Source organism: Flavobacterium sediminis (genome assembly GCF_003148385.1).
Lineage (GTDB): Bacteria > Bacteroidota > Bacteroidia > Flavobacteriales > Flavobacteriaceae > Flavobacterium > Flavobacterium sediminis.
This window is the reverse complement of the sequence record NZ_CP029463.1, coordinates 1,393,404-1,409,072: the sequence shown is the minus strand read 5'-3', so window position 1 is coordinate 1,409,072 and position 15,669 is coordinate 1,393,404. Positions and strand designations below refer to the sequence as shown.

14 protein-coding genes and 2 pseudogenes are annotated in these 15,669 nt (G+C 35.0%); 12 read left to right on the top strand and 4 right to left on the bottom strand.

From position 1 onward, the window contains the following. Positions 1–86 precede the first annotated feature (86 nt). The 4 genes from pheS to DI487_RS06470 all read left to right on the top strand — a co-directional run bounded on the left by pheS (position 87) and on the right by DI487_RS06470 (position 4,966). Complete coding sequence (pheS, locus tag DI487_RS06485) at positions 87–1,106, top strand: phenylalanine--tRNA ligase subunit alpha (protein ID WP_109568908.1); 1,020 nt, start codon at positions 87–89, stop codon at positions 1,104–1,106. Between the two features lie 87 nt (positions 1,107–1,193). Then, complete coding sequence (locus tag DI487_RS06480; RefSeq protein WP_109568907.1) at positions 1,194–1,601, top strand: hypothetical protein; 408 nt, start codon at positions 1,194–1,196, stop codon at positions 1,599–1,601. A gap of 46 nt (positions 1,602–1,647) precedes the next feature. Beyond that, complete coding sequence (locus tag DI487_RS06475; RefSeq protein WP_109568906.1) at positions 1,648–1,959, top strand: GIY-YIG nuclease family protein; 312 nt, start codon at positions 1,648–1,650, stop codon at positions 1,957–1,959. Positions 1,960–2,161: 202 nt separating this feature from the next. Further along, positions 2,162–4,966, top strand: coding sequence for a GH92 family glycosyl hydrolase (locus DI487_RS06470; RefSeq protein WP_109568905.1), 2,805 nt, complete (start codon positions 2,162–2,164; stop codon positions 4,964–4,966). Between the two features lie 20 nt (positions 4,967–4,986). Here DI487_RS06470 and DI487_RS06465 read toward each other — a convergent pair. The 3 genes and pseudogenes from DI487_RS06465 to DI487_RS06455 form a co-directional block, all read right to left on the bottom strand. Next, positions 4,987–5,777, bottom strand: a pseudogene (locus DI487_RS06465) (TerC/Alx family metal homeostasis membrane protein). Positions 5,778–6,120: 343 nt separating this feature from the next. Continuing rightward, positions 6,121–7,116 carry an NAD(P)H-dependent glycerol-3-phosphate dehydrogenase gene (locus DI487_RS06460; protein ID WP_109568904.1) on the bottom strand — a complete coding sequence of 332 codons (996 nt, stop codon included), beginning with the start codon at positions 7,114–7,116 and terminating at the stop codon, positions 6,121–6,123. A 271-nt stretch (positions 7,117–7,387) separates the two neighbouring features. Beyond that, positions 7,388–8,547 (bottom strand): annotated as a pseudogene (locus DI487_RS06455) (iron-containing alcohol dehydrogenase). A 118-nt stretch (positions 8,548–8,665) separates the two neighbouring features. Here DI487_RS06455 and DI487_RS06450 point away from each other — a divergent pair. The 8 genes from DI487_RS06450 to DI487_RS06415 all read left to right on the top strand — a co-directional run bounded on the left by DI487_RS06450 (position 8,666) and on the right by DI487_RS06415 (position 15,030). Next, positions 8,666–9,349 carry an NUDIX hydrolase gene (locus DI487_RS06450; RefSeq protein WP_218925788.1) on the top strand — a complete coding sequence of 228 codons (684 nt, stop codon included), beginning with the start codon at positions 8,666–8,668 and terminating at the stop codon, positions 9,347–9,349. 68 nt (positions 9,350–9,417) lie between these two features. Beyond that, on the top strand, positions 9,418–10,239 hold the full coding sequence (prs, locus tag DI487_RS06445; protein WP_109568903.1) for a ribose-phosphate diphosphokinase: 822 nt from the start codon (positions 9,418–9,420) through the stop codon (positions 10,237–10,239). A gap of 3 nt (positions 10,240–10,242) precedes the next feature. Then, the gene (locus DI487_RS06440; protein ID WP_109568902.1) at positions 10,243–11,193 is read left to right on the top strand and encodes an ADP-ribosylglycohydrolase family protein; all 951 of its coding nucleotides are present in this window, start codon (positions 10,243–10,245) and stop codon (positions 11,191–11,193) included. Then, a complete protein-coding gene (locus DI487_RS06435; protein WP_109568901.1) occupies positions 11,177–11,707 on the top strand; it encodes an NADAR family protein in 531 nt (176 codons plus the stop codon). Before DI487_RS06440 ends, DI487_RS06435 begins: the two co-directional genes overlap by 17 nt. 1 nt (position 11,708) lies before the next feature. Continuing rightward, on the top strand, positions 11,709–12,212 hold the full coding sequence (locus tag DI487_RS06430; RefSeq protein ID WP_109568900.1) for an O-acetyl-ADP-ribose deacetylase: 504 nt from the start codon (positions 11,709–11,711) through the stop codon (positions 12,210–12,212). An 11-nt stretch (positions 12,213–12,223) separates the two neighbouring features. After that, positions 12,224–12,868 (top strand): DUF4291 domain-containing protein, encoded by a 645-nt coding sequence (locus tag DI487_RS06425; protein ID WP_109568899.1) that lies wholly within the window; start codon positions 12,224–12,226, stop codon positions 12,866–12,868. Position 12,869: 1 nt separating this feature from the next. Then, positions 12,870–13,412: an RNA 2'-phosphotransferase gene (locus tag DI487_RS06420; protein WP_109568898.1), complete on the top strand. Its 543-nt coding sequence runs from the start codon at positions 12,870–12,872 to the stop codon at positions 13,410–13,412. Positions 13,413–13,581: 169 nt separating this feature from the next. Further along, complete coding sequence (locus DI487_RS06415) at positions 13,582–15,030, top strand: nicotinate phosphoribosyltransferase (RefSeq protein ID WP_109568897.1); 1,449 nt, start codon at positions 13,582–13,584, stop codon at positions 15,028–15,030. A 38-nt stretch (positions 15,031–15,068) separates the two neighbouring features. Here the strand turns inward: DI487_RS06415 and nadD are convergent, their stop codons facing one another. Continuing rightward, complete coding sequence (gene nadD, locus DI487_RS06410; RefSeq protein ID WP_109568896.1) at positions 15,069–15,650, bottom strand: nicotinate (nicotinamide) nucleotide adenylyltransferase; 582 nt, start codon at positions 15,648–15,650, stop codon at positions 15,069–15,071. Positions 15,651–15,669 lie beyond the last annotated feature (19 nt).

Sequence of the window (15,669 nt, the reverse complement as noted above, 5' to 3'; positions counted from 1 at the left end):
TTTCTTCTTAAAATGAGAAACTTTACAATTAAATCAGACCAAAAAAAATTTAATTTGTAAATTTGCGATCTATTTTAAGATTTGCAATGATTGACAAGATAAAAGAGCACATTGAAGAAGTAAAAGCTTTTCATGCTGACAATAAGGAGAAAATTGAAGAATTCCGCATCAAATATTTGGGAAGCAAAGGATTGCTAAGAGAACTGTTCGCTGACTTTAAAACGGTTCCGAATGAAATGAAGAAAGATTTCGGGCAAGTGATCAATCAATTAAAAACCATTGCTGAAGAAAAAGTAGCTACTTTACAAGAACAAATTGAAAGTAAAGAAGTAGCAAAAGGTATTTATGGCGATTTAACACGTCCCGGCGAACCTGTAACTTTAGGTTCCCGTCATCCGATATCCATTGTAAAAAATCAAATTATTGATATATTTTCCAGTGTAGGTTTTAATGTGTCCGAAGGGCCTGAAATTGAAGACGACTGGCATAATTTTACGGCATTAAACCTGCCGGAATACCATCCGGCAAGAGACATGCAGGATACCTTTTTTATTCAGACAAATCCGGATGTCTTGTTGCGCACGCACACGTCATCGGTACAGGTGCGTTATATGGAGAACAATCAACCGCCTATTCGTACGATTTCTCCGGGTAGAGTGTTTCGTAATGAGGATATTTCAGCTCGTTCACACTGTATCTTCCACCAAGTAGAAGGTTTATATATTGATAAAGATGTTTCTTTTGCCGATTTGAAACAAACGTTGTTGTATTTCACTAAAGAAATGTTCGGTAAGTCAAAAATTCGTTTGAGACCTTCTTATTTCCCGTTTACGGAACCAAGTGCTGAAATCGATATTTATTGGGGACTTAAAACAGAAACCGATTATCGCATTACGAAAGGAACCGGTTGGTTAGAAATCGGAGGTTGTGGTATGGTCGATCCGAATGTGTTGAAAAATTGCGGCATTGATGCTGATGAATATACCGGTTTTGCTTTTGGTATGGGAGTAGAGCGTATTGCTATGTTGTTGTACCAAATCGGAGATATTCGTATGTTTTACGAAAATGACGTACGTTTCTTAGAGCAATTCAAATCAAGTTTGTAATCAAGTGGTTTGTCATTCCGAGCGAAGTCGAGGAATTTCATAATCTTAATAAAATAAGGAACGAAATATTCGTTCCTTTTAATTATCATGAAAAAAGACATTATCATCCCAAAAGTAGAAGGCGTTCAAATCGTAGCGATTCAAGAATGGAACGATGATTTTCAGGAACATTCTTGGTACGCTTATTTATTGAATGAAACTGACCAAAAGTTAGAAATGGCAATTGTAGTTTCAAGAGCTTATGGACTAATTAATGGTGAAAATAGAAAAACCGGGACTTTCCGTCATGCTTTCAAAGAAGTGGAGCCTAAATCGGCGGTAAAAGTTGAGTTCTTAGAGAATAATGTGTTGCAGTTGAACAATGAATTTATGCTGAGTTATTTTTTAGAGGGCAAATTGTACGATAAAAAATTCATTTTCAAAACAAACAGTATCAACGAAAAAGCACAAACCGACTTACCGGTTATTGGACGTAGAGGTGTTTTAGCGGTGTAAATGTATATTATTGTCATGCTGAACTTGTTTCAGCATCTTTTTAATTATGTCTTTTAGAAATTATCATAATTATTGGGTCTATATATTGACTAACAAGCCAAAAGGGACTTTGTATATTGGAGTTACCGGAGGAATTGATGATAGAATGGAAAGACATATTAGTGGACAAGGAAGTAAATTTACAGCAAAATATAAATTGAAAATATTAGTTTATTGTGAAGAATTTCAGTTTATTAATGACGCGATTGCGAGAGAAAAACAGTTAAAAAACTGGCATCGAAATTGGAAAATCAATTTGATAGAAGAGCACAATCCAAATTGGGAAAATTTATGGAATTTTTCAGAATCTGAAAAATGAGTAAGTTACTGACTTAGTAAATAAGTTTAGATTGATTTTTAGATCCCGAAACAAGTTCGGGATGACAAGATCGCCTGTCATGCTGAACTTGTTTCAGCATCTTAAAACGCTATAATTTAACCACAATTACTGTTATTTTATTCCGGTTAATTGTGAATTTTATATAAAATCCTCAATTTTACAACTTTAAACAAACTGTAAAATGAGGATTTTTCTTTTTAGTATACTTTTAATTGTCAACTCTATTTTTGCACAAGACGTTGCAAATCATGTCAATCCGTTTATCGGAACGGGTGGTCACGGACATACGTTTCCTGGTGCAACAGTTCCTTACGGAATGGTGCAATTATCGCCGGATACCCGTATTGATGGTAGTTGGGATGGTTGTTCCGGTTATCATTATTCTGATGCTGTAATTTATGGTTTTTCGCATACACATTTGAACGGAACCGGTGTTTCTGATTATGGCGATATGATGCTGATGCCAACTATGGGTGAGCCTTCTTTTGATCATAAAGTGTATTCTTCGTCTTTTTCACATACTAATGAAAAAGCTTCAGCCGGATTTTACAGCGTAAAATTAGACAAACACAATATCGATGTACGTTTAACAACGTCTACTCGTGTGGGCTTTCATGAATATACGTTTAATAAAGCCGGACAAGCCAATATTATTTTGGATTTAAACCATCGTGATAAATTATTAGAAGGAAGAATTAGAGTTATTGACAATAAAACAATTGAAGTTTTAAGAAGAAGTGAAGCTTGGGCACAAAATCAATATGTTTTCGCACGAATAGAATTCAATGTTCCTATGATTATTAACAAGGAAAAAACGAGGTATAAAAGTGACGGGAAAATTTACGAAGGTGTTGAATTAGCTTTAAGTTTTTCAAAACAAGTCAAAAAAGGTGAAAAAATTCTAATAAAAGTATCGCTTTCACCAACCAGTTATGAAGGCGCCGAATTGAATAGTTCCGAAATCAAACATTGGGATTTTGAAAAAGCACATCAGGATGCAGTAGCACTTTGGAACAATGAGTTATCAAAGATTGAAATCACTTCTAAAGATAAAGACAAGTTAGCTATTTTCTACACCGCTTTGTACCACACCATGATGCAACCCAATATTGCACAAGATTTGGATGGAAAATATCGCGGTCGCGACAACCAAATTCATCAAGCGGAAGGATTTGATTATTATACGGTTTTTTCACTTTGGGACACCTTTAGAGCAGCACATCCTTTATATACATTAATTGATAAAAAGCGAACTTCAGATTATATCAATACGTTCATCAAACAATACGAACAAGGCGGAAGATTACCGGTTTGGGAATTGGCTTCAAATGAAACCGATTGTATGATTGGCTATCATTCCGTTTCTGTGATAGCTGATGCTATGGCAAAAGGTATTAAAGGTTTCGATTACGAAAAGGCTTTTGAAGCTAGTAAAGCTTCCGCTATGCGAGATGTTTTAGGTTTAGAAGCTTATAAGAACAACGGATTTATAGCAATTGACGATGAACACGAAAGTGTTTCTAAAACGGTAGAATATGCCTATGATGATTGGTGCATTGCCCAAATGGCAATGTTGTTAGACAAGCAAGACGACTATCAATATTTCATGAAGCGTTCCCAAAATTGGAAAAACATATTCGATTGGGAGATCGGATTTATTCGTCCGAAGAAAAATGGCGGTTGGGACGTGCCATTCGACCCCAAAGAGATCAATAATAATTTTACGGAAGGGAATGGTTGGCAGTATACTTTTTTCGTGCCTCAGGATATTCACGGTATGATTGAGGCGTACGGCGGACCATCAATCTTTGAAGCCAAGTTAGACGAAATGTTTAACAGCGAAAGTAAAACGACCGGAAGAGAGCAGGTAGATGTTACAGGTTTGATCGGACAATATGCTCACGGAAACGAGCCAAGTCACCACATGGCATATTTATATAATTACATTGGTAAACCCCAAAAGACAAATGAAAAAGTAACATATATTTTAGATAATTTCTACAAGAATACACCAGATGGTTTGATTGGGAATGAAGATTGTGGTCAAATGAGTGCCTGGTATGTATTGAGTTCGATGGGAATTTATCAAGTGACACCAGGACAACAATACTTTAACACTTGTAAATCAACTTATCCTAATGCAAAAATCAGAATCAATGAAAATAAAATTGTAGTTCCTAATACTGATGAAAGTGAGAATAAGTTTGTAAACTATAATTTGAATTATTTTCTTAAAGGACCAGATACTTTAGTTGCTCCTCCAGATGGTTTAGTTTCTATATTTCCAACTGTCCCTGTAATTGTAGCGAAAAGTAAATCATTTAAGGAAGAATTGCCAATACAGTTTAAAACATGGAATAAAAGGGCAAAAGTGTTTTACAGTATAAATCAATCAACTTTTACCCATTACCAAAAACCTTTTACCTTAAAAGAATCTGCCACTATTCATTTTTATTCAGATGATGAAAAAGGAAATAGAAGTGATACGATTACAGCTCAGTATTTCAAAAAGCCAAACAATTATACGATCGACATTAAATCGGAATATAACCCACAATATCATGCCGGAGGACCGGAAGGTTTGATCGACGGAATTTTCGGTTCTGTCAACTGGAGAAAAGGCGATTGGCAAGGGTATCAAAATAAGGATTTTGAAGCTGTTATTGATTTAAAGAAGAAAACAAAAATAGAAACAGTTTCAGTTGATTTTTTACAAGATACTCGTGCTTGGATTTTAATGCCGACTCAAGTTGAACTCTATGTTTCTGATGATAATGTGAATTTTGAAAAGATTGCCGTAGTTAAAAATACTCTTGATCCTAAGGATTATGAAGTGCAAACTCAAAAATTGACAACAAAAGTATCTGCAAAAGCACGTTATGTAAAAGTCATTGCACGAAACTTCGGAAAACTTCCTGTATGGCATCAGGGTTATCCTTTCGACGGTTTTGCATTTATTTTTATAGATGAAATAGAAGTGAACTAATCTCTGTGTTTAAAAAAGAATTATTTTTTATAAGGAAATAATATGGACCAGAAAATCGAGATAACCAAAATGCTCCCTACAACAGCTAAAGAAGTAGGAGAAGATATATGAACAAAAGGAGCAATAATCATTTTTGTACCGATAAAAGCTAAAATTAACGCCAATCCGTAATGTAAACGCCCGAACATATACATGAAGTTAGCTAAAAGAAAATAAAGCGATCTAAGCCCTAAAATAGCAAAGATATTAGAGGTGTATAAAATAAAAGGATCGTCCGGAGCAATTGCAAAAATGGCTGGAATACTATCAACGGCAAATAACAGATCGGTAAATTCCACAATAGCTAATACAACTAAAAGAGGCGTAGCCATTTTAATTCCGTTCTGAACAGTAAAGAATTTATCACCGTCAAATCGGTCGCTTACTTTAAAGAATCTATGAATAATTCGGGCTCCTGGACTTTTAGAAAAGTCTTTATCTCCTTCGTCCTCTCCGTGACTAAACCAAGATTTGATCCCTGCTACAATCAGGATGAATCCGAAAATAGTTAATAGATAATTGATCCTTACATGATGCCCGAAAAGCTCCATTTCAGGTAAATACGTATAATTTAAGATCCAAACCCCTGAAAAAATAAATATGGCTCTGAAAAATAAAGCTCCTAAAACCCCCAAAATAAAACTTTGTGTTGTAATTCACGACCTACATTAAAATAACCGAAAACCAAGATAAAAACAAAGAGATTATCGACAGATAATGCTTTTTCGATCCAATAGGCTCCTTGAAATTGTGAGAATTTCTCGATTCCCATATAATGGTAAATGATACCGCTGAATCCCATAGCCAACGAGATCCAGATGGCAGACCATATTGCAGCTTCTCTACTGGATATTGCATGACTTTTTTTATTTAAAATACCTAAGTCTAAAAGAAGCATGACAAAAATAGTGATCGCAAAAACAGTAATTATAACCGGATGATTAATTAAATGGTCCATGTAGAAAGTTTTTGCAAAGATATGAGGTGTTTTTTAAACCAAGGGATTTGTAATTACTTTTCTGAAAATCAATTTATTATAAAAATATAAAAACCATTAAAAAACAGGTAAATACTTGTTTTTTAATGGTTTATGTTTGTTTTTTTAAGAAACGGCTTTAATCCAGTTTTTCTGTTAATTTTTTAAAGACAGTTTTCGGATCCTTATTTTCATATAAAATGCTGTAAACAGCATCAATAATAGGTGTTTTTGCACCGTACTTTTGGTTCAGCAAATAAGCGCTTTTAGTGGCGTAATATCCTTCAGCGACCATGCTCATCTCCATTTGTGCTGATTTTACAGTATACCCTTTGCCTATCATGTTCCCGAACATACGATTTCTTGAAAAAACTGAATAACCGGTTACTAACAAGTCACCTAAATAAGCTGAATTGTTAATGTTACGTTTCATTTTGTGTACTTTTCGGATGAATTTTTTCATTTCCCGAATAGCATTACTCATCAAAACTGATTGAAAGTTATCGCCATAGCCTAAGCCATGAGCAATACCGGCTGCAATAGCATAGATGTTCTTTAGCATGGCAGCATATTCCGTTCCTACAATATCGTCAGAAGTTTTAGCAGTAATGTAATTACTACTCAGGTTTTTAGCCATTATTTTAGCTTTTTTCAGGTCGCCGCAAGCAATCGTCAGATAAGAAAGTCTTTCTAAAGCTACTTCTTCAGCATGGCAGGGTCCGGTAATAACGCCTATATTCTCATACGGAATATTATAGTGGTCGTGAAAATGCTGACCGACAATCAGGCTGGTTTCCGGAACAATGCCTTTAATAGCGGAAAAGATGACTTTATCGTCAAGACTTTCCGTTAATTTTTCAAGTTCCCCGTTTAAAAAAGCTGAAGGAATAGCAAAAATGATATAATCCGCAAATTTTACGGCTTCATTGATGTCATTAGTGAGGTGTAACTGTTTGATATCAAATTCAACAGAACTTAAATAATTAGGGTTGTGTTTTTGGTGTTTTAAATGTTCAACAGCATAAGTACTTCTCATATACCAAGCGATCTCACTTTGATTTTCGCATAACATTTTGGCTATTGCTGTAGCCCAACTTCCTCCGCCTATAACGGCAAATTTGGGTTTTTCTTCCATTCGTTTACAAATTAAGGAAATTCAAAGGTAAACATTCTGTTGAGAAATAAAAAACGTTTTCGTTGGCCGGGATTTGCCGTTCGATAAAACTTTAACAAATTTTTAAAACAATAGGAGGCAATTAAAAAAAGGATAAGGGCGTTATCTTGGTAATTCATGTTTATAGCTTTGCTACCGTTAAATAGTTTTTGGGTTAAGTCTATTTAAGTTTAGGTTGGTAAAAAAGCGGCTTGGTCCTAAAACCAAGCCGCTTTTATTTTTTTAAAGAGAATTAATAACTCATCTCTACGATTTCGCGAACTTTTTCCGGAGTCACATTTTGTTTTTCTCCTAAGCCTTTCCATCCGCGTTCTTCAAAACGTTTTACAATGATGTTAGCTGTTTCTTCATAGCTATCAGTGTTTTCCGAAATTTTGGTTTTCATTCCCATAGTGTGGAAAAAATTTACTGTTTTTTCAATGGACTGATGTGCTATCTCTTCATCCGTTCCGGTTAAATTCCAAACGCGTTTTCCGTACTGCGTTAGTTTTTCTTTTTTACTTTCAAACATTACTTTGTACAAATTCGGTCCGATAATGGCTAAAGTACGAGCATGATCAATTTCATATAGAGCTGTTAATTCGTGACCAATCATGTGTGTAGCCCAATCAGTAGGAACACCTTTGCTGATTAAGCCATTCAAAGCCATTGTACAGCTCCACATATAATTTGAAGCTAAACTATAATCGGTGGGATTTTCAACAACTTTAGGTCCGATCTCAATTAAAGTTTGTAAAATTCCTTCGGCAATTCGATCTTGTAGAATAGCGTCATGAGAATAAGTTAAATATTGTTCCATGACATGAGTAAAAGCGTCTACTACGCCGTTTTGCAGTTGACGCTTAGGAAGTGATTCAATAACTGTCGGATCACAAATAGAGAATTTTGGGAACAAAGCACTTCCGCCCAAAGTTAGTTTCTCATGAGTAGCTTCAATTGTAACGACAGCTCCAGAATTCATTTCAGAACCGGTTGCCGGCAGAGTTAGAACTGTTCCGAAAGGAACTACGTCATTGAGATCCTTGAAAAGAATTCGTTTTCTCAGAATATCAGCTTCGTCACCTTCAAACTGAACGGCAGCCGAAATAAATTTTGTCCCGTCAATAACACTTCCTCCTCCAACAGCTAAAATGAAATCTATTTTTTCTTGACGAATGATCTCAACAGCTTTCATTAGTGTTTCAAAACGAGGATTGGGTTCAATTCCTCCGAATTCAATTACTTCCACATCTTGTAAAGCATTTTTAACTTGTTCATAAATACCGTTTTTAAAAATACTTCCCCTCCATAGGTCAAAAGTATTTTTTGTGAATGAATTAATTCTGAAAGTTTTGCAATTTGTCCTTTTCCAAAGACATAATTTACCGGATTGTATAACTCAAAATTGTTCATAGCGTTTGTTTTATAAATTGTGCCTAACAAAGTTACAAAAAGGAAAAGAGAACAGTTGGTAATAGAATGTTAAGCTTATTTCGTTATTTTTGTGTATCAGTTACACAAAATAGAGAATATGCAACAAATAAGACTGGCGGTTGATGCAATTATATTCGGATATAGAGATACGGAACTCTATGTATTGTTGATCCAGCAGAAGTTCGGGAGTCAAAATTCATATTGGGCAGTTCCGGGAGGTTTAGTCAAGGAAGATGAGTCGTTGATAGATGCTGTAAAAAGAGAGTTGAGAGAAGAGACCAATGTACGAGTGAATTATTTAGAGCAACTGTACACTTTTGGTGATGATATTACCAGAGATCCGAGAAACCGAGTGGTTTCTGTTGCTTATTTTGGTTTGGTTGATCCTGCAAAGCTGGTTTTGAAAGCTGATACGGATGCAGATCATGTTGCCTGGGTAAAGATTAAAGATATTCCGAATCTGGCATTTGACCACAATGAAATGATTATCAAGGCTATTCAGCGTTTAAAAGATAAGCTGACCTATAAACCGATCGGGTTTGATTTACTTCCTGAAAAATTCTTATTTTCAGAATTGGAGAATCTCTATGCAACAATTTTAGAGAAAGAGATTGATAGAAGAAACTTTAGAAAAAAAATGTTGAGTTTCGGAATTATAGAAGAAACTGAAGAATTTGCCAATAAAAAAAGCGGAAGACCGGCTAAATTATATAAGTTTAAAAGTGCCGAATATCAGAAACTTGAAAAAGAAGGTTTTCACTTTGAAATTAAATTTGCGTAATTTTTACACAAATTATTTTGTGATAAAAGAAATATAATTTATTTTTGTGTAAAATAAACGCAAATATTATGTTTCTCAATTTAGATCCACACTTTATTCCTTTCGGAAAACAAAATGAAATAGAGTTCAAAAGTTTTATTTTTTCCGGAGGGGAGCCACATATCAAAATCCTGGCTGATTTTGATACCAATCACATTGTTACGGTTACCCATCGTATAAATTCATTTAATGATCTGGGTTTGTTTTGTTTGGCTGTAGATGCTCTAAGAAGAATGGGGGTAAAAACAGTTAATGGATTTATTCCTTATTTTCCGGCGGCGAGGCAAGATCGGTTAATGGTGGCAGGAGAACCTTTGTCTGTAAAAGTTTATACAGATATTGTAAATGGTTTAAATCTAAATAAAATACAGGTTTTTGATCCACATTCAGAAGTAACTCCGGCTTTGTTGAATAATTGTGAAGTTATTAGCAATCATGAGTTTATTAAAGAAGTCAAGAGAAGAGTAGGACAGGATGTTTTGTTGATTTCTCCTGATGGTGGTGCTTTGAAGAAAATTTATAAAGTGTCGGAATATCTTGGAGGTGTTGAAGTAGTGGAATGCAGTAAAAGCAGAGATGTGAAAACAGGAAAGCTTTCCGGATTTAAGGTTTATGCAGAAGATTTACAAGGTAAACCTTGCTTGATTGTTGATGATATTTGTGACGGAGGAGGAACTTTTGCCGGTTTGGCTGAAGAATTGAAAAATAAAAATGCAGGCCAATTGTATCTGGCTGTGAGCCATGGTATTTTTAGTAAAGGATTTGATAGTCTGAATGATTTTGAACAAATCTTTACAACCAATTCATTTAAGGATATAGAAGATGATAAAGTAGAAATCATACATCTTTAAAAAATGGAGAAAGATAAATTATATGGTGCGTTATTCGGATTGGCAATAGGCGATGCTTTAGGTGTTCCGGTAGAATTTAAAAGCAGAGAGTTTTTAAAAAAATATCCGGTACAGGACATGCAGGAAAATGGTTCGCATGGACAGCCAAAAGGAACATGGAGTGATGATAGTTCATTAGCCTTTTGTTTAGCTGAAAGCTTGTGTGAAGGATTTGATATAGATAAAATAGCATTGCTTTTTTTGCAATGGTATAATGAAGAAATATGGACACCTCACGGAACAGTGTTTGATATCGGTATTGCTACAAGGAAAGCTATTCATAGAATCTCTCAAGGGGAATCACCCGTTTTATGCGGAGGTTTTAATATAGGAGATAATGGTAACGGGTCATTAATGAGAATATTACCATTAGTATTTTGTTTAAAGAAAGAGAAAGATTATCATGTTGTGTATCAAAGAGTAAAAGACGTTTCATCTATTACTCATGCCCATTTTCGTTCTGTTTTTTCTTGCTTTATTTATATTGTTTATGCTTTGGAAATAATGAAAGGATTAAATAAAAAAGAAGCTTATCATAAAATGAAAGAGGTTGTCAGTGACTTTATATCGGATAAAAGCTTTAATAAAATAGAGTTGCAATTATTTGATCGGGTACTCAGAACAGATATTTCTAATTTAAAAGAGAATGAGATACGTTCAGGCGGTTATGTTTTGGATAGTTTAGAGGCAGGTTTATGGTGTGTACTCAATTCAGACAACTATGAGGAAACAGTATTGAAAGCTGTAAATTTGGGAGATGATACTGATACTACCGGTGCCATAGCTGGAGGTTTAGCGGGATTGATCTATGGATACAAAGTTATCCCGGAAAAATGGATAAGCCAATTGGTTCGAAAAGATGATATTACAAAATTATGTGATAGGTTAAGTGAAAAATATGAAATACACAGTTGAAACTATAAATACAGAGAACAAATTTCTTTTCTTTTGGGGGCATCAACCGGTCAAAGATGGACGAATAATCAAAACGTGTCTGAGCCAGTGGTGGGAAAGTAGTTTTAGTGTAGATGAGGTGGAATATAAAACAGCAGAGCACTGGATGATGGCTAAAAAAGCTGATTTGTTCGGAGATCAGGAAATTTTAGAAAAGATATTGGCTTGTAAGTCTCCTGCTGAAGCAAAGAAATTAGGAAGAGAAGTTAAAAATTATGAGGATTCAGTTTGGAACGAAAACCGATTCAGAATAGTGAAAGAAGGTAATTATCATAAATTTAATCAAAACCAGTTACTTAAAGAGTTCCTTTTGAACACTAAGAATAGAATACTTGTAGAGGCAAGTCCGGTTGATACTATTTGGGGGATTGGATTGGCAAGTGACCATAAAGATGTTTACAATCCGGAAAAGTGGAATGGATTGAACTTATTAGGGTTTGCTTTAATGGAAGTTAGAGATGAAATAAAACTGTAGCATGGAAATTAAGCTTATTCAGGGAGATATAACTCAAATTAAAGCCGAAGGTATTGTAAATGCAGCGAATACTTCATTATTGGGTGGAGGCGGAGTAGACGGGGCTATTCATAAAGCAGGAGGAAAACTGATTTTAGAAGAATGTATAACTATCAGAAACAGACAAGGTGGTTGTAATGTAGGCGAAGCAGTTATAACAACGGCAGGTAATTTACCGGCAAAATACGTGATTCATACAGTGGGTCCGGTTTGGAATGGAAATAAAACAGAGAAAGAACAATTATTAGCCAGCTGTTATAGCAATTGTTTACGGGTTGCAGAAGAGTATCAGTTAAAAACGATAGTTTTTCCTAATATAAGTACCGGAATTTACAGGTTTCCAAAAGATAGAGCTGCAAAAATTGCAATAGATACTATAAAACAGTTTCAAACACAAAGCATACAAGAAATAACCTTTGTTTGTTTTGATGAAGAAAACTATAAGTTGTACCAACAACTTTTATAAAGAAGAGAAAAATGAAATTAGAATTAGAGAGATATACAGAACAAATTGAAAGATGGCCACAAACTGGCTATCATATTATGGCACAATATGACGATAAAGAAATTGTAGTCTATCAATCCTATAATAGAGAAATCGGAAATTCTGCGGTTCAAAACCAATTTTTTGGTGGCGCATTTAGCTTTGAAAGGATGACATGGATAAAACCCAACTTTCTTTGGATGATGTATAGGAACGGATGGGGAACGAAAGATAACGGACAGGAAGTTGTTCTGGCTATTCATTTAAGAAAAGAATCTTTTGAAAAATATTTAAATAATGCAGTCTATTCTTCTTATAATCAGGTAGACGGGGAAATTACTCATGAAGAATGGAAAGAAGCTGTGAAAAAATCTGATGTGCGTTTGCAATGGGATCCTGATCATGACCCTTATGGCGTTAATCTAGAGAGAAGAGCTATTCAAATCGGGCTTCGAAATGGATTTATAAAAACATTCGCTACAGAGGATATTCTTTTAATAGAGGATATAAGTGATTTTGTGGCTGAGCAATATACGCATGTTAAAAACAATTCATTAGAGCTTTTAATGGTTCCTAAAGAAAAGCCTTTAGTTTTTGAAGACGAAATGTTGAATAAAAAACTAAAAATATCAAATTAAAATGAACGGGAAAGACGCAAAAGAGATCAGCAAATTCCTTAGCTTAATTCTAAGACACGCTCCACAAACAATACAATTGCAATTAGATGAAAACGGTTGGGCTAGTGTAAATGAGCTTATCACAAAAAGCAATCAGTTTGGTAAAGAATTGGACGAGGAAATACTAGATTATGTTGTTAAAAATAATGATAAAAAGAGATTTGTTTTTAATGAAGACAAGACAAAGATAAGAGCAAGTCAAGGACATTCTATTGAAGTAGAGTTAGACTTAAAAGAAGCTCATCCTGAACATTTTTTATACCATGGAACAGTGGCAAAATTTCTGGAAGCTATTCAAAAAGAAGGTTTGCAAAAAATGAGTCGCCAACATGTGCATTTAAGTAGGGATAAAGAAACGGCTACTAAAGTCGGAAGCAGGAGAGGTAAGCCGATCATTTTAAGTATTGATGCGCCAAAAATGATAGCAGACGGTTATTCTTTTTACCTTTCAGAAAATGGTGTTTGGCTTACAGACCACGTACCTGTTGAATATATTAAATTTTAATGTAATGTTACAACTCAAATTAGTTTATAGAGGAAAGGTCAAAAACAAAAATCATTAAATTTTTGAGACACCCAAAAATTTCAATATAGATTAAATGAAAAAGGACTGATCTGGGACTATTAAAAACGAAGTAAAAGGAAATAGTTTAATTATTATAAAAACAAAAAACATGAACCCCATATTATTAACAGACGGATACAAAGTCGATCATAGAAGACAGTATCCGATGGGAACCAGCTTAGTATATTCGAACTGGACACCAAGAAAATCAAGAATTCAAAATGTAGATGAAGTAGTCTTCTTCGGCTTACAGTATTTCATTAAAAAATATATTTTAGAAGATTTTCAAACCCATTTTTTCAGCAAACCGAAAGAAGAAGTTACTCAAAAGTACGCGCGTCGTATCAATAATTATTTAGGAGAAAATCAGGTTGGTGTAAAACACATCGAAGCATTACACGATCTGGGCTATATCCCGATGGTCTTCAAAGCATTGCCGGAGGGTGCCACCGTTCCGGTTCGTATACCTATGTTTACGATGTACAATACCTTACCGGACTTTTTTTGGCTGACAAATTATTTTGAGACCTTATTGTCTGCTGTTGTTTGGTTACCTTGTAATTCTGCTACTATAGCAAAACAGTACCGAAAAGTGTTAGACAAATATGCAGAAGAAACTTCCTCTGTTCCTGAATTTGTGGATTGGCAGGCACATGATTTTTCCATGAGAGGGATGGCAGGTATTGAAGCGGCAGTTAGTTCTGCAGCCGGACATTTATTGAGTTTTACTGGAACTGATACAATTCCCGCTATCGAGTTTTTGGAAGAATATTATAATGCAGATTCGGATGAGGAATTAATCGGAGGATCAGTTGCTGCTACAGAACATTCTGTAATGTGTATGGGGACGACAGAAGGGGAATACGACACTTTTAAACGGTTGATTTGCGAAGTTTATCCGAAAGGTATTGTCTCTATAGTTTCTGATACATGGAATTTATGGAAAGTACTGACGGATTATTTACCACGTTTGAAAGATGAAATAGTAAATCGTGAAGGAAAAGTAGTAATTCGTCCTGATAGTGGCGATCCTGTTCATATTTTATGCGGGAATCCGAACGGTAAGACGGATGAGGAAAGAAAAGGAGTAGTAGCATTACTTTGGGAAATATTCGGAGGAACAGTAAATGAAAAAGGCTATAAAGAGTTGATTCCGCAAATCGGAGCTATCTATGGTGATAGTATTACAATCGATAGAGCGACTCAAATATGTGAGATGCTGAAAGAGAAAGGATATGCTTCTACAAATGTAGTTCTGGGAATAGGGTCCTTTACTTATCAGTACAATACCCGGGATACTTTCGGTTTTGCCATGAAAGCCACCTATGGAGAGGTTAATGGCGAAGGAAGAGCTATTTTTAAAGATCCGATTACTGATGACGGAACTAAAAAATCGGCTAAAGGATTGATAAAAATTGAAAGGGAGAACGAAAAGTATAAACTGGTGGATGAGGTTTCTTGGGAAGAAGAGAGAACAGGAGAATTACAAGAAGTTTTCCGAGACGGAAAATTATTGATCAACCACTCTTTAAAAGATATCCGTAAAAGAATGCGATAGAATGTAAAAGGCTGAATAATTTCAGCCTTTTCTTTTTTTTATTTCTTGTAAAATAAATTGTGTGCTACATATTCCAATACACCCTGAGGAAGCATAGGTCTCACATTTTTGCCGTCTTTAATGCTTTTGCGGATAAATGTAGAAGAAAGTTCAATGACAGGAGCACCTACACGGTGTATTTTAGGATGATCGATAAATTGTTCATCAATCTCTCCCGAATTCACTCTCGGATAAACATATACCTCATGATGCTGTAAAATGACCTCATAATTCTTCCATTTATGTAACGAATTGAGATTGTCCTCTCCCATGATGAGACAAAATTCATGTTTAGGAAATTTTTCCTGTAAATGGGCTAAGGTATTAACCGTGTAATTCGGTTGAGGTAGTTTGAATTCAATATCGCTAGGCTGTATTTTTTCGTAAGCTTCTGTTGCCAGATGTACCATGTGTAAACGATGGTAATCGTCCAGCAACGTGTTTTTCTTCTTATGCGGATTATGAGGAGTTACCACCATCCAGATCTGATCTAAATCGGAATATTCGGCAAAATGATTAGCAATAATCACATGCCCGATATGTATAGGGTTAAACGTTCCGAAATATAATCCGATTTTCATGTTCTTAATTTTGAGTAAC

What these genes read in the sequence shown, in the direction of transcription:
- pheS (WP_109568908.1), top strand. Translation starts at nt 87, where the DNA reads ATGATTGACAAGATAAAAGAGCACATTGAAGAAGTAAAAGCTTTTCAT.
- DI487_RS06480 (WP_109568907.1), top strand. Translation starts at nt 1,194, where the DNA reads ATGAAAAAAGACATTATCATCCCAAAAGTAGAAGGCGTTCAAATCGTA.
- DI487_RS06475 (WP_109568906.1), top strand. Translation starts at nt 1,648, where the DNA reads ATGTCTTTTAGAAATTATCATAATTATTGGGTCTATATATTGACTAAC.
- DI487_RS06470 (WP_109568905.1), top strand. Translation starts at nt 2,162, where the DNA reads ATGAGGATTTTTCTTTTTAGTATACTTTTAATTGTCAACTCTATTTTT.
- DI487_RS06460 (WP_109568904.1), bottom strand. Translation starts at nt 7,116, where the DNA reads ATGGAAGAAAAACCCAAATTTGCCGTTATAGGCGGAGGAAGTTGGGCT.
- DI487_RS06450 (WP_218925788.1), top strand. Translation starts at nt 8,666, where the DNA reads ATGCAACAAATAAGACTGGCGGTTGATGCAATTATATTCGGATATAGA.
- prs (WP_109568903.1), top strand. Translation starts at nt 9,418, where the DNA reads ATGTTTCTCAATTTAGATCCACACTTTATTCCTTTCGGAAAACAAAAT.
- DI487_RS06440 (WP_109568902.1), top strand. Translation starts at nt 10,243, where the DNA reads ATGGAGAAAGATAAATTATATGGTGCGTTATTCGGATTGGCAATAGGC.
- DI487_RS06435 (WP_109568901.1), top strand. Translation starts at nt 11,177, where the DNA reads ATGAAATACACAGTTGAAACTATAAATACAGAGAACAAATTTCTTTTC.
- DI487_RS06430 (WP_109568900.1), top strand. Translation starts at nt 11,709, where the DNA reads ATGGAAATTAAGCTTATTCAGGGAGATATAACTCAAATTAAAGCCGAA.
- DI487_RS06425 (WP_109568899.1), top strand. Translation starts at nt 12,224, where the DNA reads ATGAAATTAGAATTAGAGAGATATACAGAACAAATTGAAAGATGGCCA.
- DI487_RS06420 (WP_109568898.1), top strand. Translation starts at nt 12,870, where the DNA reads ATGAACGGGAAAGACGCAAAAGAGATCAGCAAATTCCTTAGCTTAATT.
- DI487_RS06415 (WP_109568897.1), top strand. Translation starts at nt 13,582, where the DNA reads ATGAACCCCATATTATTAACAGACGGATACAAAGTCGATCATAGAAGA.
- nadD (WP_109568896.1), bottom strand. Translation starts at nt 15,650, where the DNA reads ATGAAAATCGGATTATATTTCGGAACGTTTAACCCTATACATATCGGG.